Here is a 22101-nt window from a genome sequence, read left to right on the forward strand (position 1 = left end):
GGAGGACATACAGATGAATATTTCAGAAGTAGCTGCTAGGTATCAATTGACACCAGCAACTTTACGATATTATGAACAACAGGGGTTGATTCCACCTATTGCACGCACCAAGGCGGGGAATCGAACCTACTCCAACGAAGATGTAAATTGGATTGAATTTATTAAATGCATGCGCGATTCTGGATTATCAATTGAATCATTAGCTGAATATACGAAATTATATCAAAAAGGAGATGAAACCTTAGAAGAACGGCAGGCGATTTTGATTGTGGAATATAAAAAATTACTAGAAAAACAACAGCAAATAAATGAAACAGTATTTAAATTAGGAAATAAAATAAAAAACTATGAAGCAAAAATAAAAACAGGCGAAAGTCAAACCGCTAGTTATGCTAATGGGAGCGTTGAATAGTATGTATCTCTTTCAGAAAATTGAAGAAACTGTCTTTAAACAATATGATGCCCGTCGAACAATCGGAGAATTTCTTTTAGCCAATCGTGAAAAACTATCAGAATATACCATGGAAGACATCGCTAAATTGACGCACACTTCAAAAGCAACATTGGTTCGATTTGCGAAATATTTTAATTATTCTGGGTGGAAGGAATTCATGTACGCTTTTACACATGAAGTGGCTCATTTTAATGACAATCATTTTGATGTCGACACCAATGTTCCTTTTGATAATGCCGCAGATACTTTGGAAATTATTGAAAATATTGCGAATCTTCGAATGCAAACGATTAAAGAAACATCTTCATTAATGTCGGTGACTGATATTAATCATGCAGCTAATATTTTGAACCAAGCAGAGACGATTATTATTTATGGAAGAAGTCCGAATTCTTATTTTGGAGAGTTATTTAAAAGAAACCTAAATACAATTCATAAGAAAGCTTTTGTAGCTGATACAGATGAAGCGGGATTGATTTCAAATACCTTGACTAGTAAAGATTGTGCCATCATTATTTCTTATTCTGGCAATAATTCTGACTCTTATCCAATGAAAAATGTAAAAATTCTTCTAAACAATCGTGTGCCAATCATTAGTATAACCAGTGGCGGAGAAAACTATTTGCGCGACTATTCTACCATTGTTTTAAATGTATCAAGCAGAGAAAAACTATATTCAAAAATAGCTAATTTTTCTACCGAAGAGTCCATTCAATTTATCTTAACTATTTTATATGCCAAAGTATTTTCTTTGAATTATGATGAAAATATGAAGACCAAAATAGCTAATTCACGTAGGTTGGAAGTGAAAAGACAAACAACATTTAAAGATATTTCAGAAGATTTCTAAAGGTAAATATCAACGACAATAAAACATATCCGAAGTACATAGGAAGCCAAGTAATGTGCGATCTTCATCTATGTACTTCGGATATGTTTATTTCTTTGTTAATTTAAAAGCTTCGCCAGCAGCAACTAATTGAATACGTTTGGGATTGATAATTCTGTCATATAAATCTTCAGGATTCCCGTTAAAGGCATCAATGTGTGGCGCATCAACAGTTCCCCAGTGTGAGAGAATTAAATCCGCATGGGGATATGTATTTGCTAATTTAATTGCATTTTCAAAACCAATATGCCAAGTATTGTCATTAAAATCAAAAAGAATGGCATCGGGTTGTGGCATTTCTAACTGTTCTGGAAGTAATCGAGAATCTCCAGGAATCCACAGTGTTCCATCAGGAGTATCAATCCAAAATCCACAATAATCTTCTATTTTAAAAATACGATCAAATTTATCTGTTTCATTTTGCCACAAATGATTGGCTTTTGTTAAAGTCACCTTTAAATTATCAACCATAAATTCATCATAAAGAGCATGTCCTGTAGCTGCGACTGCTAATTGCTTTGCCATTAATTCCGCAACGTAGTTTGGTCCATGAAAAGAAGACGTTTTCGGAGCTAATTTTTTTATAGTTGGCAAACTGTAATGATCGTTATCAGAATGTGTAATTAAAATAGCCTCTAAGTAAGGAACATCTGCGGTTTTAATTGGCAATTCAATTAATAAAGGTAAGTCAAATTCTTCTAAAACAGGATCCACCATCAGGCAAGTTCCTCTGCTATTCAATAAAATTCCTGAATTTCCCAACCAGCGAATCATCGTCTCTTCATTTTTTTGAAAGGCTTCTTGCGCAAAAAAAATCGTTTGTGGAGGAAGTGCTTGTTTCTTATCTGTCATTTTATTTCAGCTCCTTTAAATGGATTAACATACTATTGATTATATCAGTTTAAGCTCACTTTAAGTCAATTATTTTTGGTGAAGATGAAATAAATTTCATGGAAAAGAGCAGATTTTAAAATAAAATGAAATCCATTTCAACTTTAAAGAAAAGTGTTGGAAACGCTATCTTTAAGTGTTAAATTGCTTGCAGGAGAAACATTATGTCTTACCGGTGATAGCATAAATTTTCTTTAAAATTTATTTAGGAGAGGTTTGTATGAGCAAAAAATATGAACAGTTGGCTAAAGAGATAGTTCAACAATTAGGCGGCAAAGAAAATATTACTGACGCCTATCATTGTCAAACAAGATTACGTTTTAAAGTAGCGGATGAATCGAAGTTAAACAAAGACAAATTAGAAGAGTTAGATGGTGTGACGAAATATATTCATAATGCAGGTGTGCATCAAGTTGTCATTGGTACTCATGTGAAGGATGTGTTTGAAGAAGTTGAAAAAAATATTGATGTTCAAACTTCAAACGATAACGGTTCAACTGAGAAAAAAGGGCTAGTAGCTACAGTGATCGATTTTGTTTCAGGAACCTTCCAACCAGTTATTCCAGCATTATCTGGAGCTGGGATGGTAAAGGCAGTTTTAGCTCTTTTGATTGTATTTAAGGTGATTACCCCTGATTCTCAAACGTATTATATGTTGAATCTATTTGCTGATGGCGTATTTTTCTTTCTACCCATGATTTTGGCGTTTACAGTTGCTCAAAAGTTGCGCTGTAATCCTATTCTAGCTGTTTCTGTAGCAGCAATGATGTTGCATCCAAATTGGGGAGCTTTAGTAACAGCAGGAGAACCAGTTAATTTCTTCGGATTCATTCCCTTTACTTTAGCTACGTATACTGGTTCAGTTATTCCTATTTTAATTGTTATTTTCTTCCAATCTTATGTAGAAAAATTCTTAAATAAAGTGATTCCAAAATCAGTCGAATTAGTGTTTGTTCCGATGTTAACTTTTCTAATCATGGGAACATTGGCGTTCTCTTTATTTGGACCAATTGGTAGTATTTTGGGCGGTTATTTAGCAACTTTCTTTACTTTCTTAAGCGTAAATGCCAGCTGGGTACCAGCTGTTTTAATTGGTGGTTTGCTTCCAGTAATGGTTATGTTTGGCTTACACAACGGAGTGGCACCCCTTGGCGTTATGCAAATGGCTGAATTAGGTTATGATAGTATTTTTGGTCCAGGCGCATTGGTTTCAAATATTGCACAGGCGACTGCTGCAGCGGTAGTTGCTTTCCGTACAAAAAATAAAAAAATAAAACAAGTAGCCGTTTCAGGATCAATTACTGCTTATATGGGAATTACAGAACCTGTATTATATGGAGTGAATTTACCTAAAAAATATCCATTGATTGCAGCCATGATTGGTGGAGCTTCAGGTGGATTATATGCCGGTTTAACAAATACACATCGCTTTGCAACAGGCTCATCTGGATTACCAGCTGTGCTCCTTTATATTGGTGATGATACAATGAAATTTTTCTGGAATATTATCATTGCATTAATTATTTCTGCAGCTGTGACAGCAGTATTAACCTACGTTTTAAGCTTCAAATATGAAAAAGATGAGATAACAGATGTACCAGAAATCAAACCGATTATTTTAGAAGACACTCGTTTGATTAGCCCTATTCCCGGGACAGTTATTCCTTTAAGTCAAGTTCAGGATGAAGCATTTGCATCTGAAGCGTTAGGAAAAGGTTTCGCAATTAATCCATCTGAAGGAGAAGTTTTTGCACCATTTAATGGGAAAGTTGTTGCAGTTTTTCCTACTAAACATGCCATTGGTCTTATGTCGGACTCAGGTGTGGAAATTTTAATTCATGTTGGTTTGAATACAGTCGAGCTAAATGGTCAATATTTTGACGCATTAGTAGAACCGGATCAGCCAGTTACCAAAGGACAGTTACTGTTGACTTTTGATGTGAAGAAAATTGAAGCAGCAGGGTATCCAACGCAAGTACCCGTTGTAGTAACAAATACACCACAATATTCCTCAATTGAAATGATTAAACAAGGGGACGTGAATAAAGACGAAGAAGTATTAGTCGTCAAAGTTTAGGAGTGATTAAATATGACTTTAAGTAAAGATTTTTTATGGGGTGGCGCAACAGCTGCCAATCAAGCAGAAGGTGGTGTTTTGGAAGGTGGAAGAGGCCTGTCAAATGTAGACCTTCTTCCGACAGGTCCTGATCGCAAAAAAGTTGCAGCTGGTAACTTAGAAATGTTGGAGTGGCAAGAAGGCTATTATTATCCAGCAAAAGAAGCGATTGATATGTATCATCGCTATATGGAAGATATCCAACTATTTGCAGAGATGGGTTTTAAAGTCTATCGGATGTCTCTTTCTTGGTCTCGAATTTTTCCTAATGGAAATGACAAAGAACCCAATGAAGAAGGATTAGCTTTCTATGAAACTATTTTTAAAGAATTGCGAAAACATAACATTGAACCATTAGTGACAATTGCTCATTTTGACGTTCCTGTTCATTTGATTAAAGAGTATGGTGGCTGGAAAAACCGTCAATTGATTGATTTCTATGCTAATTATGCAGAAACGGTAATCAAACGATACAAAGGTTTAGTCAAATACTGGTTAACAATCAATGAAATCAATATTTTGTTACACCAACCTTTTGTAGGTGGTGGTATCGTCTTTAAAGAAGGTGATAATCAACAAGAGATTAAATATCAAGCAGCGCACCATCAATTGGTAGCTAGCGCATTAACGACTAAAATTGCACATGAAGTAGATAGTGAGAACATGGTAGGTTGTATGTTAGCTGGAGGAAGTCACTATCCGTATACTTGCCGACCAGAAGATTATCAAGCAGCAATTAATCGTGACAGAGAAGGTTATTTCTTTATTGATGTCCAAGCGCGTGGAAAATACCCCAATTATGCGTTGAAGAAATTTGAACGTGAAGGGTTAAATATTGAAATGGAAGAAAAGGATGAAGCGATTCTTGCGGCATCACCTGTAGATTTTGTGACTTTTTCTTATTATTGTTCGCGAACAGTCAGTGCGCATCCAGAAGATTATGCACAAGCTACAGGAAACTTGTTCCCGTCTATTAAAAATGAACATCTTCCTTCAACGGAATGGGGATGGCAAATTGATCCACTTGGTTTAAGAAATTCTTTAAATCAAATGTATGATCGTTACCAAAAACCTTTATTTATCGTAGAAAATGGTTTGGGTGCTATTGATAAGCCAGATGAACACGGCTATATAGAAGATGATTATCGCATCGACTATTTAAAGAAACATGTGCAAGCTTTTAAAGATGCTGTGGAGATTGATGGCGTAGAACTTCTTGGTTACACCACTTGGGGCTGTATCGATTTAGTTGCTGCAAGTACAGGGCAAATGAGTAAACGTTACGGATTTATTTACGTTGATCGTGATGATGAAGGGCATGGAACTCTTAAGCGTACGAAGAAAAAGTCATTTGAATGGTATAAACAAGTAATTGCATCAAATGGAGAGATTCTATAAATTATCTTCGTGATAAAGTTAATTTCATCAAATAAAATAAGAAATGAAAATAAAAGAATGGTGCCTTGTTCCATTCTTTTATTTTTTAGAAAGATGAGAGGGGAACAGTTATGAATCAACGAATTTTAGGAGAGACAGGATTAGTTACCTCAGAATTAGGATTTGGCTGTATGGGTTTGAATCATCACAGAGGCCCTGTGAAAGACAGGAACGATATGATAAAAGTCGTTCAGCATGCGTATGAAGCTGGGATAAGAATGTTTGATACTGCGGAAGTTTATGGACCATACACCAATGAGGAATTAGTTGGTGAGGCTATTCAACCGTTTCGTAAAGATATTCAATTAGCAACAAAAGGCGGTTTTAGAATTACTGGTGATTCTGACACACCGGATAGTAGCAAAAAAACATTGAGAAATTCATTGGAAGGTTCTTTGAAACACTTGAAGACAGAATATATTGATTTGTATTATATTCATCGTATAGATTCACATATACCAATTGAAGAAGTTGCGCAAACGATGCAAGAATTTAAAAAAGAAGGTAAAATTTTGCACTGGGGCTTATCAGAAGCCAATTCTGAAACAATTCGACGTGCACATCAAGTAGAACCTTTAGCCGCTGTACAAAGTGAATATTCTATTTGGTGGCGAGAATTAGAAAAAGAAGTCATTCCTACATTGGAAGAATTAAAAATAGGCCTAGTGGCTTACAGTCCACTAGGAAGAGGCTTTCTTACAGGAAAGTTAACTAGAAGTGATATTGCTAATGAGAATGATAACCGTGCGGAACTTCCACGTTTTACTAAAGAAGCATTTCAAGCAAATCAAGTTGTCCTAGACTTATTACAAAAAATTGCCAATGAAAAAGAGGCAACAATTGCTCAAGTGTCGCTAGCATGGTTATTAGCTCAAAAGGATTGGATTATCCCAATTCCTGGAACAACAAAATGGAATCGTGTGGACGAAAATATTGGTGCAACGACAATCCAATTTAGCCAACAAGAGTTGATAGACATTAATTATGCGGTAGACCAATTAGTAATTGTTGGCGATCGTTACAATCAAGAACAAAAGAAACGTACTGGGAAGTAAAATTTTATAAATAAAGTAGGAGAAGCAATGAACTTAACTGAGAAAGTAGTTATTATCATGGGAGCTTCAAGTGGTATCGGTGAAGCAACAACCAAAATATTAGCAGAACATGGGTTTAAACTAGTTATTGCAGCACGTAGAATTGACAAACTTAAAAAAATAAAAAATGAGTTACCAAAAGCAGCAATCGATTATCTAAAAGCGGATGTTACCAATTTTGAAGAAGTACAAGAAGTAATAAATTTTACTAAGAAGAAATATGGTCGTGTAGATGTGCTATTTAATAATGCTGGAATAATGCCGACAGCACCTCTAAGTAAAAGTAAAAGAGAAGAATGGCAACAAATGCTTGATATTAATGTTATGGGTGTTTTGAATGGTATTGCTGCTGTCCTACCTACGATGATTCAACAAAAATCGGGTCATATTATTACGACAGATTCAGTGGCAGGTCATGTTGTTTATCCTAATTCAGCGGTATATTGTGGAACAAAGTTTGCAGTGAAAGCGATTATGGAGGGGTTAAGACAAGAACAGAGAGAAAATAATATTAAATCTACTTTGATTACTCCTGGAATGGTCGAAACTGATTTATATAAAACAATTAATGATAAAAAAGTTAGTGCAGAGCTTAAAGAAAATTCTCAAAAAATAGGTTTAAAAGCAAAGGAAATTGGTGAGGCTATACTGTATATCATCGATACGCCGGATCATCTGTCTATTAATGAAATGATTATCAGACCAACCCTCCAAGAAAGATAATAAAAAGAGAGTATTGTTGTTAAATACTCTTTTTTTATAAATAAATACGAAATAAATTTTGCCTGATAAGCTAATTTTTAAAATAATACGGAATGTATTTCGTCTTTGACTGAATTTATTGGAAGCGCTATCTATAAATGATAATGTATATATTAAGAGAAATCAGTGTTTTTACCGGTATAACATAAATTTTCTTTAACTTTAAAAATAAGGGAGGAGAGTATAAGTTATATTATCTAACTTATACATAAAAAATATGAAAAATAAGCAGGTTCAAGGGATTCTATTCGTTTTGCTATTAGTAATGGTATTTGTCATGGGTGCTTGTGAAAAGAAAGAAACAGAAGAAACAGTTACTACAGAGAATAGCACATCTAAAGTAACGATGAGTCAACGTCCGCTAGTTTCAATTTTAGACAATGAAGATACAGATTTAGCATCTGTAGAATTAGTTAATGAAAAAATGGAATGGCGTTATTATGATGGTGATGAAGATCCCAATGCTGGTACTTGGTATGAAGGTTGGAACAAGAGAAATGGTTGGGCATATCCTGAGGGTTGGTTGGATTGGGGTTCAACACCGATGGACTTTACTGAAGAGGAGTGGCCAACGTATGAAGGAACTGTATTTAACACAGATTCTAAAACAAAAGGTCAAGTGCTACAAAAAAATGAAGAGGGTAGAGCAAAAAGCACGTATTTTTTACGCCACACATTTACACTCACACAAGAACAAGCAGAAAATATTTATGCGCTTGAAATTACGGCACGATACAATGATGCAATGACAATGTATATTAATGGGAGTCCGGTAGGTGGGTTTCATAATATTCCGACAGCTAATTATTCTGAGAACTTAGAATATGGTGCGCAAGAAAAAGTTGCTGATGGTGACTTTCTTGAAGAAACATTTATTGTGGATGATGTTTCAAGTATCACTAATGGTTTTATTCCAGGTGAGTATACAGGCACTGTCAACGAAAATGGTGATACAAGATATGCATTGAGCGAAGCTGCTACAGATGATGATGGAAATACTTTTGTAGATATCACGATTGCTGTTGAATTACATGCTTATAATCCAGAAGACAACGAAGCAAGTTTTGAGCTGCTTAATTTTGTTGTAAATCCAGATGAAACTGAATTGGCTGCTGACAGCGAAGAAGTAAAAAATATAGCGATGAATCCTGGTGAAAATGAGAGATTGCTAAACTTTACTTGGAATGCACTATCTTCAGAAGCAGGCGAAATCCAACTAGCTGAAGGCAGTAATCCAGAAGAATTTTCTGAAGAAAAAGCACGAATTTTTGAAGCGGATACAACGGAACTCTCTTATACGAAATTTACGTCAATCGATTATTTTGTTAACAAAGGAACGATTGAGATCGAACCTGACAAAGAATATTTGTATCGAGTGGGGAATGCTGAGGCTTACTCACCAGTTTATTCATTAAATACACAAGATATTACTGATGGACACGACGCGATTTTCTTAGCGGATCCACAAATTGGCACGGGAACTATTCCTACGGATGTGTTTGGCTGGGAAAGGACATTAAAGCAAGCATTTGAGACTGTCCCAGAAGCAAGCTTTATTTTAAATGCGGGGGATTTTGTAGATACAGCAAACAAAGAAAGTGAATACGATGCCTATTTTACTCCAGAAATTTTAGCGTCTTATCCAACGGTTACTACTGTAGGCAATCATGATGTTGCCGTGAATTATCGCAATCACTTCAATGAACCCAATCAATCGAACCTTGGTGAAGATGAAGCCGGCAGTGATTACTACTTTACGTATGGCAATGTGTTGTATATGGTACTAAATACCAATAACCTAAACAATGAAGAACATGTACAGTTTCTAGAAGAGACGGTTGCAGAAACGGCAGACCAAGCGTTCGATTGGAAAGTGGTTCTCTTTCATCAATCCATTTATGCGGCAGGCAAACAAGCATTGAATGAAGATGCACCCGCACGTCAAGAGGCATTGGTGCCAGCATTTGATAAATTGGCTATTGACGTTGTATTCATGGGTCATGACCACACGTATGGTAGAACCTATCAAATGCATGACTTTGAAGAAGTAACCGATGTTGAATTTGAAGACGAAGAGAACACCATCGCTCTCAATCCCAAAGGAACACTTTATGTTACAAATAGTTCTGCGAGTGGGAGTAAATATTATGATTTTGAAGAAGTAAATGATCCTTATTTGGCTGTCAAAGAACAATTTTACGTGCCAACCTTCTCGCATATTCAATTTACAAAAGATCGTTTTACAATGACTGCATGTCGTACAGATACCATGGAAGAATTTGATTCGTATACAATTAAAAAAAATGAATGAGATTCTGTGTGAATAAATAAAATTGATTAAAATAGTATAAAAAATCTTAGTTATAAGATTTTTTATACTATTTTTTCTTCAGTAATTGTTTTCAAGCATTTCTCTTGATTACTTATAAAAAGTAAGGTATATTTATCTCGAATTCGAAATAAAAGAGGTGGGAAGATGGATCACCAATCAGAAGCACTAAAAGCTTACATTGGTTTATTGCGGACAAGTAGCCAATTGGAACAAATAGCCAAACAAGATGTTGCCTGTTACAACTTAAACATTACAGAATTTTCAGTTTTGGAATTACTTTTTCATAAAGGTGCTCACACAACACAAGGAATTAAAGAAAAAATTTTAATTGCTAGTAGTAGCACAACATATGTCATTGATCAGTTGGTAAAAAAAGGACTTGTTCAAAGACGAAATAACCCAAGGGATCGTCGCGTTATTTATGTAGAAATTACAAAATCGGGTATTGATTTGATGGAAAAAATATTTCCATTACATGCGAAACGAATTGCTGACAGTTTTGAAGAAGTTTCATTAGATGAGTTGCACCTATTACAAAAAATACTAAAAAAAATATCGAATAAAAGAAACGAGGAATAATTATGAGAAAAGAAGACCAATTACTAGGAGTTCACCATGTTACAGCGATGACAAGCGATGCAGTTAAAAACTATGAATTTTTTACTAAAATATTAGGGATGCGCCTTGTAAAAAAATCAGTGAATCAAGATGATATTTATACGTACCATACGTATTTTGCTGATGATTTGGGGTCACCTGGAACTACTATGACTTTTTTTGACTTTCCCAATAATCCAAAAGGAAAAAAGGGAACAAATGCAATTACACGTACAAGTTTTCGGGTACCAAATGATGCAGCGTTAGAATATTATGCGCAAAGGTTCCAAGAATTTAATGTGAAATATCAAGAAATTACAACCGAGTTTGAACAAAAAGTTTTACATTTTTGGGATTTTGATGAACAAGCTTATCAGCTAATTTCCGATGAAACCAACAGCGGTGTGAAAGCTGGAATTCCTTGGAAAAAAGGTCCAGTACCAGAAAAATTTGCGATTTATGGTTTAGGTCCAGTAGAAATTTCTATTGCGTATTTTGAACAATTCAAGGAATTATTTGAAGGCGTGTTAGGTTTTCAAACAATCAAACATGAAGGAAATCGTTATTTACTTGAAGTCGGTGAAGGTGGGAATGGTGGACAGGTTATTTTAGTAGATAATCAAACTTCACCACAATCCCAACAAGGTTATGGTGAAGTGCATCATGTCGCTTTTCGTTTAGCCAATCGCAAGTCATTGGCAGTTTGGCAAGAAATTTTTACCAAGTTGGGACTACCAAATTCTGGGTATGTTGATCGTTATTATTTTGAATCACTTTATGTGCGTATGGGACATATTTTAGTAGAATTGGCAACGGATGAACCGGGATTTATGGGAGATGAGCCTTATGAAACGCTTGGAGAAAAATTATCTTTAGCACCATTCTTAGAAAATCGTCGTACGTATATTGAAAGTGTCATTAAGCCTTTTGATACTAAACGTAGTGAATAAGTTTTGCTTTAAAGGAGGAAATAAAATGAAGGCTATTACGAATATCCATCACATTTCAGCAATTGTTGGGGACCCACAGGAAACCGTTGATTTTTATCGTGACGTTTTAAATTTACGTTTCATCAAACAAACCGTGAATTATGATGATGAACATACGTATCATCTTTATTTTAGTAATCAATCAGTTGATAATGGGAGCATTATGACTTTCTTTAATTGGAAAAATGCTCATCAAGGAAGAGTGGGGAGCGGACAAGTGGGGATGATAGCTTTTCGCATTCCTAAAGGAAGTACAAGCTATTGGCGAGATCGTTTGACTCAATTTGGTGTTCCTATTAAAGAAACAAGGCTATTTAATCAGCCAACATTGGAATTACTAGATGTTCATGATTTAGCGTTAGCTTTAGTTGAAAGCAATGAATTTTTTGAAACCCCAGAGATTTTAGGTTTTCATGGAGCCATTCTTTTATCTGCAAATCCAAAAGCTACTGCGCATACATTGACGCAAGATTTAGGTTTAGTAATTGCCGGCAGTTCCACAAACTATGATTATTTTTACACGAAAGGGGATGCTCGTCATCAGATTGGGATTCCTAAACAACCTTTATCTAAAGGTCGTTGGGGAATTGGAACGGTTCATCATATTGCATGGGCTGTTTCTGATGAAAAAGAACAGACGCAATGGCACGATTATTTATCGCAACATCATTATGGAGTAACTGAAATTAAAAATAGAAATTATTTTCAAGCAATTTATTTCCAAGAACCTGGAAGTGTAGTGTTTGAATTAGCGACAGAAGGTCCTGGATTTACCATAGATGAATCTTTTGAGACACTTGGTCAACGATTAATGTTGCCTGCACATTTTGAATCTCGTAGAAAAGAAATTAGTGCATCCTTACCCAAATTAAATATCTAAGAGAGGTGTTGTGTTTTGTTACAATTTGATCCCCAAAAATTAAGTGAACGTGAAAATTATAAATTACTGATTGGATCAGTTATTCCAAGACCTGTAGCGATTGTGACTACTCTTTCTGAAAATGAACAGCTAAATATCGCACCGTTTAGTTATTTTTCAATTATTAGTACACAGCCAGCCATCGTATCCATAGCAGTGCAAAGAAAAGAAAATCAAATGAAAGATACTGCACGGAATATTTTAGCTGGAAAAGCAGCTGTAATTCATATTTTAGATAGTGATAACGTAAAAGATGCGAATCAAACTGCGGCATCATTATTGCCTGAAGAGAGCGAATTATCTGTGTCAAACTTTACTACTAGCGCTTCTTCAAAGGTTGCAGTTCCCAGCTTAAACGAGGCTAAAGTTCGTTTTGAGACGATACTTTATCAGCATATACCTATTCATCACTTGGAAAAAGTGACTGCAGATTTATTTTTATTAGAAATTAAGCACTATGCAATTGATGAGGCCATTTATCAAGAAGGCAGGATTGATGCTGGAAAATTAGCTGCAATTAGTCGTTTGGCAGGTAGCTCATATGCAACGATTGGCGATATTTTTGAAATGGAGCGTCCAACTTAGAAAGGAGAAAAACAATGCATCATATTTTTAAACAAGGAACACAAGAACCAGTATTTGTTTTATTACATGGTACTGGCGGCGATGAAAATTCTCTGCTTGAAATTGGAGAAATGTTAAATGAAAAAGCCTCTATTTTAAGTATTCGTGGAAATGTTTTAGAGGGAAATATGCCTCGCTTTTTTCGAAGAGTAACAGAAGGTGTTTATGATGAAGCAGACCTAACTTTGCGTGGGAATGAGTTGCGTGCGTTTATTAAAGAAGCTGCAGCAAACTATCATTTTGATTTAAGACAAGTTATCTTAGTGGGTTATTCGAATGGTGCTAATATTGCTATGCAACTATTACTTCATGAACCAGAACTTTTTCAAAAAGCTATTTTATTTCATCCAATGTTTCCAGTTGAAAATTTACCTATTTATTCGTTAGAAAAGACCCACATTTTTACAACTTTAGGCGAACAAGATCCTATTGTTTCGATATCAGATAGTTTGCATGTGATTAAAGTATTAGAAGAACGTCATGCCGTGGTTACGAAATTATGGACAGCCAATCATCAACTAACTTATCAAGAAATTCTAGCAGCTAAACAGTGGTTGGCATAATCCATTTTTAAATGAAGAAGAAGTGTTCAATAGCTTATTGGACGCTTTTTTTGTATGGAAATTTATTTAGATCAGAAAATAGCTCAACCAACAGAAAACGTTTTCTGTTACAATGTATTATAGTAGAAAAAGTAAAAGAAAGTTAAATGAAAAAAGGGGTGCACGAATGAACAAATTGTCACGAAGAAAGTTAAAGATTAATATAGTTGTGGGATTGTTGGTAGCTCTAGTCATATCCTGTCTAGTTACTACGATTATGATTATACGCCATACAAAGCAAGTAGAGGCAGAAAATGTTGCCCAAAAAGCAGAAGCGGCTAAAAAGAAAAAAGCAGAAATGAAACCTTTGACTGAACCATTACTTGGTTTGCAGGAAAAAGAGAAAACTAATGCTAAGCCAGACAAAGAAGGGGAATTTGTCTTACGTTCTGTGGGGGACTTATTAATTCATGAAACTGTTTCATATATGGCCGATATTAGTAATCCTTTGTATCAATCAGCGATGGAAATATTGTCTGCTGATGGAGTTGATGTGGCAGCTTTAGCTGATGGAAATGAAACAACGGCAAGTACAACAGAGCAAGTGGACTATGATTTTTCACCTATGTTTGCACAAATTGCGCCATTTACTCAATATGCAGATGCGACGATTGCCAACTTAGAAGTGATTACCGCCTATCCAGAATTACCTATCTCTGGTTATCCTCAATTTAATTCGCCGAGTTCGCTGTTAAATAATGTCAAAAATATTGGTGTAGACATTGTTAGTAATGGCACCAATCATACATTGGATTGGTTCAGTGAAGGAGCACTTACCTCAATTGAACATATTCGTGAGGCAGGTTTGATGTATGTAGGAAGTTATCGAAGTGAAAAAGATCAACAAACACCTCGAATCATTGATGAAAATGGGATTAAACTAGGTTTTCTAACCTATTCTTATGGAACTAATGGCATTCCAGTTGATCCAGGTAAAGAATACACAATTAGTCTAGTGGATGTCGAAAAAATGGTGGATGATGTAACAAAACTAAAAGATCAAGTGGATGCTGTTGTAGTCACACTACAATTAGGTCAAGAATACGAAACACTACCTGATGATAATCAACGTTATGTTTTTGAAATGTTAAGTGAAGCAGGCGTGAAGTTAATCTTAGGCGGTCATCCACATGTGTTACAACCGATGGATTGGTACAATGGAAAAGAGACCTTTGCCATTTATTCTCAAGCTAGTTTCTTAACAGGGCAAGTTAATATTGATAATAAACAAGGTGGGATTACTGAAGTCACTTTTAAACGCCAAGATGATGGGGAAGTCGTTGTGACAAATCCCAAATTTATGCCTATATTTATCCTTGGCACCGAGAATGAAAAAATGTATGAAGTTGTTCCTTATGCGGATTACGCGAAATATGAGATTCCACAAGGACAAGAATGGTGGGGCACAATTGAAGAGCGTATGAAAACTTATACAGACGAATTTGATTATGTGACACATCTAGAGACCGCACGAACCAAAGAAGCTCAAGATAAGCATCGTTAATAATGACAATAAAAGACCTCTTGGATTTATTTTATAGATCCAAGAGGTCTTTTAGATTATTCTAAACTAGCACCATTTGAAGCAATGATGTCTTTATACCAGTAATATGATTTTTTAGGATAACGGTTTAAAGTCCCTTGTCCAGTATCATCTTTATCTACATAAACATACCCATAGCGTTTACTCATTTCGCCAGTAGAAGCGCTGATTAAGTCAATACACCCCCAAGAAGTATAACCAATTAAATCTACGCCATCTATTAAAATTGCGTCACGCATTGCTTTCATGTGTTTGTTTAGATAGTCAATGCGATAATCATCTTCTACGGTACCATCAATCAACTCATCTTTAGCACCTAAACCGTTTTCCACAATAAATAAAGGCTTCTCATAACGTTCATATAAGACATTTAAGGTTGTTCGTAGTCCCTTTGGATCAATTTGCCATCCCCATTCGCTGGCTTCTAAATGTTCGTTTCGAAGAGAATGAATGACATTGCCTGCAGTTACTTCACCTACTGATGTGTCAGCACTCGTTAGGCGAGAAGAATAGTAACTAAAAGAAATAAAGTCTACAGGATATTTTTGAAGAATTTCTTCATCTGCAGGTTCCATTTGTAATTGAATTCCAAGTTGTTCTAATTTTTTCTTCGCATAATTTGGGTAGTGGCCACGTACTTGGATATCACTAAAGAAAAAGATATTGCGATTTTTATCCATAGCATCAAAAACATCATCGGGATGACTAGAATAAGGATAATATTGTCCGCCTGCTAACATACAACCTACTTGATTTTTTTCATCAATTTCATGAGCTAATTTAGTTGCCAAAGCGGATGCAACCAGCTCGTTATGCGCGACTTGATATTTCACAGCTTCTTCGTCTTCACCTTCTTGGAAAACAATCCCCGCACCCATGAATGGTAAATGGAAAAGCATATTAATCTCATTAAAAGTAATCCAATACTTTACTTTTCCTTTAAACCGTTTAAATAATGCTTCGCTATAATGCAAGTAAGCATCTATTACTTTACGACTTCTCCATGAACCATAAGTTTCTACTAAATGTAGTGGCATATCAAAATGACAAATAGTAACTACTGGTTCAATATGATTGGCAACTAGTTTATCAATGACTTGTTCATAAAAAGCTAGACCAGCCTCACTAGGTTCTTCTTCTATACCAGTAGGGAAGATTCGGCTCCAAGAAATAGAAAAACGGTAGGCTTTAAATCCCATTTCAATCATATGATTAATATCTTCTTCCCAGTGATTGTAAAAATCGACTGCTTCTCTACCTGGATAAATAGTATCTTCGTCTAGATTTTTATAATCTAGACGACCAAGCATGACTGATTTACGATTTTTTCCAGCAGGCAAGACATCAACAATAGCTTTTCCTTTACCATCTTGACCATAGCCTCCTTCATATTGATTGGCAGCTGTAGCACCGCCCCATAAAAATCCGTCAGGAAATACTAAATTTTTTGTCATTATTTTCCTACCTCCACCAATAAATCACCACTTGTAACTTGTGTTTTATTTAATATATTCAGTTTAGAAAACTCTGTATAGTTCGTAAAGATAATCGGTGTAGTCGTTTCGAGACCTTCTGCTTTAATTACATTTAAATCTGCTTGAACTAAGGGAGTACCAACTTGTACGCGATTCCCATTTTTTACAAATGTTTCAAAAGGTTTTCCTGCTAATTTTACAGTATCTAAACCAATATGAATTAATACCTCTAAACCTTCATCTGAACGCAATCCAATCGCATGTTTTGTTTCAAAAACCATTTCAACAGTGCCGTTAATGGGTGAGACAAATGTTCCGTTAGAAGGGATGATGGCAATGCCTTTTCCCATTGCTTCACTTGCAAAAGCAGCATCATTTACTTGTGACAATGCCATTTCTTGACCATCTACTGGTGAAAAAAATGAAATCATCTCTGCATCTTTTGCATTGTCAACAGTGGGTTCTAGTGCATCTAATTCAGCAGTTTCTGCTGGTTTTTCTTTATATAAAATATAGGAAACAACAAACGCAACACCAAAAGCAATAGCGGCACCAATACAGGCATAGATTAAATTGCTAAAACCGTCTTCACCGATATACACAGGTAAGGTCATTAAGCCTGGAGAACCAGAAGCAAAACGTTTTACTCCCATAAATCCAATAAAGAGTCCCCCAACACCACCACCAATCATGGCAGCATATAAAGGCGTTTTAAAACGCATATTAATACCGAATAAGGCAGGTTCAGTGATTCCGCAGACACCGGTAATTCCCGAAGAAATACCTAACTCTTTTACAACAGGATCTTTTGATTTCAAACCAACTGCTAGCGCAGCGCCACCTTGAGCAATATTTGAAGCCAAGTTTCCTGGCCCAATCATGGCATCATAACCAACTGACATAATGTTATTTGCGCCAATTGGAATAATTCCATAGTGTGTTCCTGTTAATACTAATAGTGGGAAGAATGCACCAATAATCATTGGAACTAACCAACCTACATGTGTGTCTAAGAATAAGATACCTGCAGCAATTCCATTACCAATATGGAAACCAATCGGACCCAATACAACTAATGAGACAATTCCTGTTACTAAAATGGCGATTAAAGGAACAGTAAAGAATTTAATCATTTTTGGAGAATATTTATCAGCAAATTTTTCCATGTAAGACATAAACCAAACGGCTAAAATGATTGGGACTACGGATGATCCATACGTTGCATTATAGATAGGGAGAAATCCTAGTTTGATTGCTTCACCTGATTCTTTGGCAGTATTAACCATCGTTACAAAATTTGGATGAAGTAAAATTCCTCCAACCATCATAGCTAGATAGGGATTACAGTTGAATTTTTTAGCAGCTGAATTTGCTAACAGAATAGGTAAGAAATAAAAGCCTGCATCTGCCATAAAATTGATAATTTGATACGTTTGCGAAGTATTATCTACCCATTTGAATGCGACCACCAAAGCTAAAACTGCTTTTATCATCCCAGCTGCTGTAATTGCTGGCAAAATAGGCGTGAAAATACTAGAAATTGTCTCTAAGAAACGAGTTCCGATATTTTTCTTTTGTCCTTCAATTTCTTCTTCATTGGCTGAATTAGTTCCAGGCGTCAGATGTTTGTTTATTTCATTATAGACATGACGAACTTCGCTACCAATAATTACTTGATATTGGCCACCGCCTATCGTTACGCCCATTACCCCAGGGGTTTCTTCTAATATTTTTTTATTTGCTTTACTATCGTCTTTTAAATTGAAGCGTAAACGAGTGGCACAGTGTGTTAGGCTATTGACATTGTTTGTCCCTCCAATACCATCAATGACTTTCTCTGCTATTTCTTGATAATTCATTTTTATTCCTCCTTATATTTTAAATAAATAAAAAGACCCAAATATCCCTATAAGAGATATTTAGGTCTAGCCCACATACAATGGTAACAATCCTAATCGGTAGTTGTTATTCGTTTAATGTGAATTGTTAAATAAATCAATTCATCTTCTTCTAATTCACGGTCAAACACACTCTGAACATAATTGCTTATTTTGAGAGCACAGGCGTATTCATTAGTATATTGATCTTTAATTTTTAGCATAAGTTGTACTGTCTCTAAGTCATTCAAACGAGTATCACTAAATAAGCGTTGAATGAAAAATTTTAAATGGGTAACAAAGCGTTCGTAATTTAACGAATACTCATCAATATCGATTTTAAAATGATATTTAACGATATTAAGAATATTTTGAATAATTTCAGCCATTTCACTCACTTGGCTAACTTCTTTCATATCTAAATTTGCATTTACAATATGAAGAGCAATAAAACCAGCTTCATCTTCAGGTAAATCAACATTTAAACGATGACGGATGATGTTGAGTGCTTCTTTCCCAATTAAAAATTCATGATTATAAAATCGTTTGATTTCCCATAAAAGAGCGTTTTTTAACATAATGCCTTCTTGTTTTCGTTCAATGGCATAATGGATATGATCGGTTAGGGTCAAAAATAAATTATCACTGAGTTTCTTACCTAAAGAAACTCGTGCAAAACTGATAATTTCGTTAGCAACTTGAATATGCTCGATAGGAATATCTAATAACATTTGCGTCAATTTATTGACATTCCATTCTTGGGTGATAACATAAGTTTTTTCTATTTGGCTTTCGTCAATAGAATCGCCAACACTTTTTTTGAATCCTAAGCCTTTTCCCATAACAATTATTTCATTATGTGCATTGTTAAATGAAACGACAATGTTATTGTTAATTATTTTTTTTATAACCATAATGAAAAGGCTCCTATGTTTCAATATATTGAAATAAATTAGAGTATAGCCCACAAGAATTAAAGCGGTAACAATCTCACGGGTATTCTATCATATAAACTTTGAGAGTGTCAATGACTGAATAATTGTAGTAGACAAACTTAGTGTAACTCTATTTCCGTCCAGGCAACTTCAATTCCATTTACTAACAAAACAATCGCATGCTTACCAGGGTAGTGGCGGCGAGTGGTTAAATTTGCCCATTTATGCGTGCGAGTTCCTGCCAAAATGGTTTTTCCAACAAGCGTTTTATCGGATAAAAGAAATTTTTTCCGACTCGTTTTTCCATTAGCTTTGATAAAATCAATGCCATATTCAAGACGGAGTTGCGTTGTTTGTTCTGGACAAATAGTTACGGTGTAGTGAATGTCACAGTTTTCACCAATGGTTAGTATTTTTGATGTAGGTGCAATTTTTGCATCACTGATTGCCGTTTCATCTACTGCATAGCCAAATAATTGCATGGCTACAGGATGTGCTTCTTTTATCATCGTTCGGCACGCACGACGGATAATCCAATTTGTCTGTTCATTAGAACCTAACCAGTCAGCTGCGACTTGAAGGACAGTAGCCGGATGGTCTTTTGAAATGTCATTGAGATTGTTAGCTACACTTTTACGAACATATAGTGAAGGATCAGCTTTCAGCAATTCTAAAAGTGCAAGCACAGGTTCTGGGTTATCTTTGAACAGAGGTAAGGCTTCTGCCCAAGGTAATCGCGGGCGACAACCCTCACTTGCTAATCGACGAATATGTTCATTTGGATGAGTTGCCCAACTCATCAGTTGGTCCATTGTTCGTTTTGAGTCGCGTAATAAAAACGGTCGAATCGCAAATTCTGAAGTTGAAGCGGTCGTAAATGTTTCAAGAGCTAGCATCGAAAGTTCCCAATCAGCTTCTTCTTGTCCATAAATCGTGACAAAATCTGGAAAGAATAGATAAGCAAAACCACTACAGGTATCTGTAAGTTGAAAGAGAATTTCTAACGCCGTTTCGTAATTGGCTGGGAGAAAACATCCCAATTGTGTGGCAATCTGTTTCGAACGTGCGCGTACTGATAGATCTTCCCATGTATCATCTAATACCGCAGTAAGAAATTCAGCGCTTTTAAAGCCAGGATACACACGTGTTACTTTATTTCCAAAACCTATTAAAAAATTTGTTGAATAAATATCTTTTAATCTGTCAGCCATAGCTGTCACTCCTCGCTAGTTGATGGGACAATTGTCAATTTACTGATTTTTTCTTGTTCTAAAGAAAAATGGTAATCTAAATTAAGAGGGCTACCCGCGAAATTCCCAGTTATCGTAGCCGTAACAATGATTTGTTCGTCGTGTTCTACAAAATGCAAAATCTTTGCCTGAACAGCTAATTTGTTACTTGCCTCAATCATATGTTTTTCTATTTCACTAGGTCCATAAAATATCTTCTTTTCATCATAAAGAAGCGCATCTTCTGTAAAACAAGTAAACAATAAATGATTGTCAAACGTATTGGCTGCTTGAAAATAGGTCATAATTATTGGGGGTAATTGTAAAGTCATGAATATTCCTCCTAGATTGTTATTTTGGCTATCCAACGAGTATTATACTAACGATAACTTGACAACTGAGTGTCAAGTTATCGTGGAATTTTTATAAATTTTAATCATTTGTGTTAACTTAGTTTGCATTTGTCTACGCAACTTTTTAGGAGAAATAACTTCAAGTGTATGACCAAAAGAAAGCAGATGTTGAATTGTCCAATCAGATTCTGGTAAATAAGTGTGAATAGTGAATGATTGATCAGTATTTTGGGTGATTTCATGTTCTTTGAATTCATCAAACACACGGTATCTACCTTCAGGAGAAATCCGTAACTGTGCTGGCATCCATTTTTGGTCAACGGAAGTTTTGGTATTCAGTGAGGAGGGGACAGTAGGTAAAAATGTTTCCTCTGTTACGCTAATATCTGACATACGTGAGAGCTTGAAGGTTCGATTATCGTTTTTAATACGACAAAATGCTTGAAGGTACCAAGCATTTACTTTGAAAACGAGTTTTAAAGGTTCGATTTTTCGAATACTTTTCTCACCTGAATTATTAAAATAAGTTAGTTGAAGCACACGACCATCTAAAATCGCATGTTTTATCATAGTGAAATCATTTTTGCTATCGATACTACTTCCCCAAGAAGATACATCGACTTCAATCCAATTTGTATGACGTTTATTAAAGAGAGTGCTCACTTTTGAAAGAACGTTATCTGTTTCAGAACTTTGTGTGATAGCTAAACTCTGTAAAGCAAACAAGATTTCATTTTGTTCTTGTTCGGAAAGTAATGATTTATTTAATACATAAGTATCTACTAAAGAAATTCCACCACCTTTTCCTTGCTTTGTATAGATAGGAATGCCCGCAGTGGCAAGTAGCTCAATATCACGGTAGATGGTTCGAAGCGATACTTCAAAATAAGTCGCCAATTCTTTTGCGGTGATTGTTTTTTTATTTAACAGTAGATAGATAATTTGAAATAGTCGATTGATTTGCATGAATCACACCTCAGATA

The 22101-nt window shown here is 35.4% G+C and carries 20 protein-coding genes; 13 read left to right on the forward strand and 7 right to left on the reverse strand.

Translation table 11 applies throughout. The annotated features are described in order from the left end of the window. Nucleotides 1–13: 13 nt before the first annotated feature. Nucleotides 14–412 (forward strand): MerR family transcriptional regulator, encoded by a 399-nt coding sequence (locus DOK78_RS07270; protein ID WP_207940989.1) that lies wholly within the window; start codon nucleotides 14–16, stop codon nucleotides 410–412. Nucleotide 413: 1 nt separating this feature from the next. Then, a complete protein-coding gene (locus tag DOK78_RS07275; RefSeq protein WP_207940988.1) occupies nucleotides 414–1304 on the forward strand; it encodes a MurR/RpiR family transcriptional regulator in 891 nt (296 codons plus the stop codon). Nucleotides 1305–1391: 87 nt separating this feature from the next. On the opposite strand, the gene DOK78_RS07280 is transcribed toward DOK78_RS07275, so the two are convergent. Next, the gene (locus tag DOK78_RS07280; protein WP_207940987.1) at nucleotides 1392–2195 is read right to left on the reverse strand and encodes an MBL fold metallo-hydrolase; all 804 of its coding nucleotides are present in this window, start codon (nucleotides 2193–2195) and stop codon (nucleotides 1392–1394) included. A gap of 259 nt (nucleotides 2196–2454) precedes the next feature. Here DOK78_RS07280 and DOK78_RS07285 point away from each other — a divergent pair, with 259 nt between their 5' ends. The 11 genes from DOK78_RS07285 (at nucleotide 2455) to DOK78_RS07335 (ending at nucleotide 15210) form a co-directional block, all read left to right on the forward strand. Beyond that, entirely contained in the window at nucleotides 2455–4311 is a 1857-nt protein-coding gene (locus DOK78_RS07285) for a beta-glucoside-specific PTS transporter subunit IIABC (RefSeq protein ID WP_207940986.1), read from the forward strand. Between the two features lie 12 nt (nucleotides 4312–4323). After that, entirely contained in the window at nucleotides 4324–5748 is a 1425-nt protein-coding gene (locus tag DOK78_RS07290; protein WP_207940985.1) for a 6-phospho-beta-glucosidase, read from the forward strand. 110 nt (nucleotides 5749–5858) lie between these two features. Then, nucleotides 5859–6842 carry an aldo/keto reductase gene (locus DOK78_RS07295; protein WP_207940984.1) on the forward strand — a complete coding sequence of 328 codons (984 nt, stop codon included), beginning with the start codon at nucleotides 5859–5861 and terminating at the stop codon, nucleotides 6840–6842. A 27-nt stretch (nucleotides 6843–6869) separates the two neighbouring features. After that, nucleotides 6870–7604 (forward strand): SDR family oxidoreductase, encoded by a 735-nt coding sequence (locus tag DOK78_RS07300; RefSeq protein ID WP_207940983.1) that lies wholly within the window; start codon nucleotides 6870–6872, stop codon nucleotides 7602–7604. 292 nt (nucleotides 7605–7896) lie between these two features. Further along, nucleotides 7897–9954: a purple acid phosphatase family protein gene (locus tag DOK78_RS07305; RefSeq protein ID WP_207940982.1), complete on the forward strand. Its 2058-nt coding sequence runs from the start codon at nucleotides 7897–7899 to the stop codon at nucleotides 9952–9954. Between the two features lie 165 nt (nucleotides 9955–10119). Then, nucleotides 10120–10554 carry a MarR family winged helix-turn-helix transcriptional regulator gene (locus tag DOK78_RS07310; protein ID WP_207940981.1) on the forward strand — a complete coding sequence of 145 codons (435 nt, stop codon included), beginning with the start codon at nucleotides 10120–10122 and terminating at the stop codon, nucleotides 10552–10554. Nucleotides 10555–10556: 2 nt separating this feature from the next. Then, entirely contained in the window at nucleotides 10557–11522 is a 966-nt protein-coding gene (locus DOK78_RS07315) for a ring-cleaving dioxygenase (RefSeq protein WP_207940980.1), read from the forward strand. A gap of 25 nt (nucleotides 11523–11547) precedes the next feature. After that, nucleotides 11548–12441: a VOC family protein gene (locus DOK78_RS07320; RefSeq protein WP_207940979.1), complete on the forward strand. Its 894-nt coding sequence runs from the start codon at nucleotides 11548–11550 to the stop codon at nucleotides 12439–12441. A 15-nt stretch (nucleotides 12442–12456) separates the two neighbouring features. After that, nucleotides 12457–13065 carry a flavin reductase family protein gene (locus DOK78_RS07325; RefSeq protein WP_207940978.1) on the forward strand — a complete coding sequence of 203 codons (609 nt, stop codon included), beginning with the start codon at nucleotides 12457–12459 and terminating at the stop codon, nucleotides 13063–13065. A 14-nt stretch (nucleotides 13066–13079) separates the two neighbouring features. Further along, complete coding sequence (locus tag DOK78_RS07330; protein WP_207940977.1) at nucleotides 13080–13667, forward strand: alpha/beta hydrolase; 588 nt, start codon at nucleotides 13080–13082, stop codon at nucleotides 13665–13667. 166 nt (nucleotides 13668–13833) lie between these two features. Beyond that, nucleotides 13834–15210 carry a CapA family protein gene (locus DOK78_RS07335; RefSeq protein WP_207940976.1) on the forward strand — a complete coding sequence of 459 codons (1377 nt, stop codon included), beginning with the start codon at nucleotides 13834–13836 and terminating at the stop codon, nucleotides 15208–15210. Between the two features lie 56 nt (nucleotides 15211–15266). Here the strand turns inward: DOK78_RS07335 and DOK78_RS07340 are convergent, their stop codons facing one another. The 6 genes from DOK78_RS07340 to DOK78_RS07365 all read right to left on the reverse strand — a co-directional run bounded on the left by DOK78_RS07340 (nucleotide 15267) and on the right by DOK78_RS07365 (nucleotide 22084). After that, nucleotides 15267–16703, reverse strand: a complete 1437-nt coding sequence (locus tag DOK78_RS07340; RefSeq protein ID WP_207940975.1) for a 6-phospho-beta-glucosidase — start codon at nucleotides 16701–16703, stop codon at nucleotides 15267–15269. Continuing rightward, the gene (locus DOK78_RS07345; protein WP_207940974.1) at nucleotides 16703–18583 is read right to left on the reverse strand and encodes a beta-glucoside-specific PTS transporter subunit IIABC; all 1881 of its coding nucleotides are present in this window, start codon (nucleotides 18581–18583) and stop codon (nucleotides 16703–16705) included. The genes DOK78_RS07340 and DOK78_RS07345 overlap by 1 nt, the downstream gene beginning before the upstream one ends. Before the next feature lie 92 nt (nucleotides 18584–18675). Beyond that, nucleotides 18676–19515 carry a BglG family transcription antiterminator LicT gene (licT, locus tag DOK78_RS07350; protein ID WP_207940973.1) on the reverse strand — a complete coding sequence of 280 codons (840 nt, stop codon included), beginning with the start codon at nucleotides 19513–19515 and terminating at the stop codon, nucleotides 18676–18678. A 140-nt stretch (nucleotides 19516–19655) separates the two neighbouring features. Next, nucleotides 19656–20747, reverse strand: a complete 1092-nt coding sequence (locus DOK78_RS07355; protein ID WP_207940972.1) for a DNA alkylation repair protein — start codon at nucleotides 20745–20747, stop codon at nucleotides 19656–19658. Nucleotides 20748–20752: 5 nt separating this feature from the next. After that, nucleotides 20753–21097: a nuclear transport factor 2 family protein gene (locus DOK78_RS07360; protein WP_207940971.1), complete on the reverse strand. Its 345-nt coding sequence runs from the start codon at nucleotides 21095–21097 to the stop codon at nucleotides 20753–20755. A 72-nt stretch (nucleotides 21098–21169) separates the two neighbouring features. After that, complete coding sequence (locus DOK78_RS07365; RefSeq protein WP_207940970.1) at nucleotides 21170–22084, reverse strand: helix-turn-helix transcriptional regulator; 915 nt, start codon at nucleotides 22082–22084, stop codon at nucleotides 21170–21172. Nucleotides 22085–22101 lie beyond the last annotated feature (17 nt).

Origin of the sequence: Enterococcus sp. DIV2402, assembly GCF_017426705.2 — a bacterium.
In the GTDB taxonomy this organism is placed as follows: domain Bacteria; phylum Bacillota; class Bacilli; order Lactobacillales; family Enterococcaceae; genus Enterococcus_F; species Enterococcus_F lowellii.

Coding starts and splice junctions, on each gene's coding strand:
- DOK78_RS07270 (WP_207940989.1), top strand. CDS start 14: ATGAATATTTCAGAAGTAGCTGCTAGGTATCAATTGACACCAGCAACT.
- DOK78_RS07275 (WP_207940988.1), top strand. CDS start 414: ATGTATCTCTTTCAGAAAATTGAAGAAACTGTCTTTAAACAATATGAT.
- DOK78_RS07280 (WP_207940987.1), bottom strand. CDS start 2,195: ATGACAGATAAGAAACAAGCACTTCCTCCACAAACGATTTTTTTTGCG.
- DOK78_RS07285 (WP_207940986.1), top strand. CDS start 2,455: ATGAGCAAAAAATATGAACAGTTGGCTAAAGAGATAGTTCAACAATTA.
- DOK78_RS07290 (WP_207940985.1), top strand. CDS start 4,324: ATGACTTTAAGTAAAGATTTTTTATGGGGTGGCGCAACAGCTGCCAAT.
- DOK78_RS07295 (WP_207940984.1), top strand. CDS start 5,859: ATGAATCAACGAATTTTAGGAGAGACAGGATTAGTTACCTCAGAATTA.
- DOK78_RS07300 (WP_207940983.1), top strand. CDS start 6,870: ATGAACTTAACTGAGAAAGTAGTTATTATCATGGGAGCTTCAAGTGGT.
- DOK78_RS07310 (WP_207940981.1), top strand. CDS start 10,120: ATGGATCACCAATCAGAAGCACTAAAAGCTTACATTGGTTTATTGCGG.
- DOK78_RS07315 (WP_207940980.1), top strand. CDS start 10,557: ATGAGAAAAGAAGACCAATTACTAGGAGTTCACCATGTTACAGCGATG.
- DOK78_RS07320 (WP_207940979.1), top strand. CDS start 11,548: ATGAAGGCTATTACGAATATCCATCACATTTCAGCAATTGTTGGGGAC.
- DOK78_RS07330 (WP_207940977.1), top strand. CDS start 13,080: ATGCATCATATTTTTAAACAAGGAACACAAGAACCAGTATTTGTTTTA.
- DOK78_RS07335 (WP_207940976.1), top strand. CDS start 13,834: ATGAACAAATTGTCACGAAGAAAGTTAAAGATTAATATAGTTGTGGGA.
- DOK78_RS07340 (WP_207940975.1), bottom strand. CDS start 16,703: ATGACAAAAAATTTAGTATTTCCTGACGGATTTTTATGGGGCGGTGCT.
- DOK78_RS07345 (WP_207940974.1), bottom strand. CDS start 18,583: ATGAATTATCAAGAAATAGCAGAGAAAGTCATTGATGGTATTGGAGGG.
- licT (WP_207940973.1), bottom strand. CDS start 19,515: ATGGTTATAAAAAAAATAATTAACAATAACATTGTCGTTTCATTTAAC.
- DOK78_RS07355 (WP_207940972.1), bottom strand. CDS start 20,747: ATGGCTGACAGATTAAAAGATATTTATTCAACAAATTTTTTAATAGGT.
- DOK78_RS07360 (WP_207940971.1), bottom strand. CDS start 21,097: ATGACTTTACAATTACCCCCAATAATTATGACCTATTTTCAAGCAGCC.
- DOK78_RS07365 (WP_207940970.1), bottom strand. CDS start 22,084: ATGCAAATCAATCGACTATTTCAAATTATCTATCTACTGTTAAATAAA.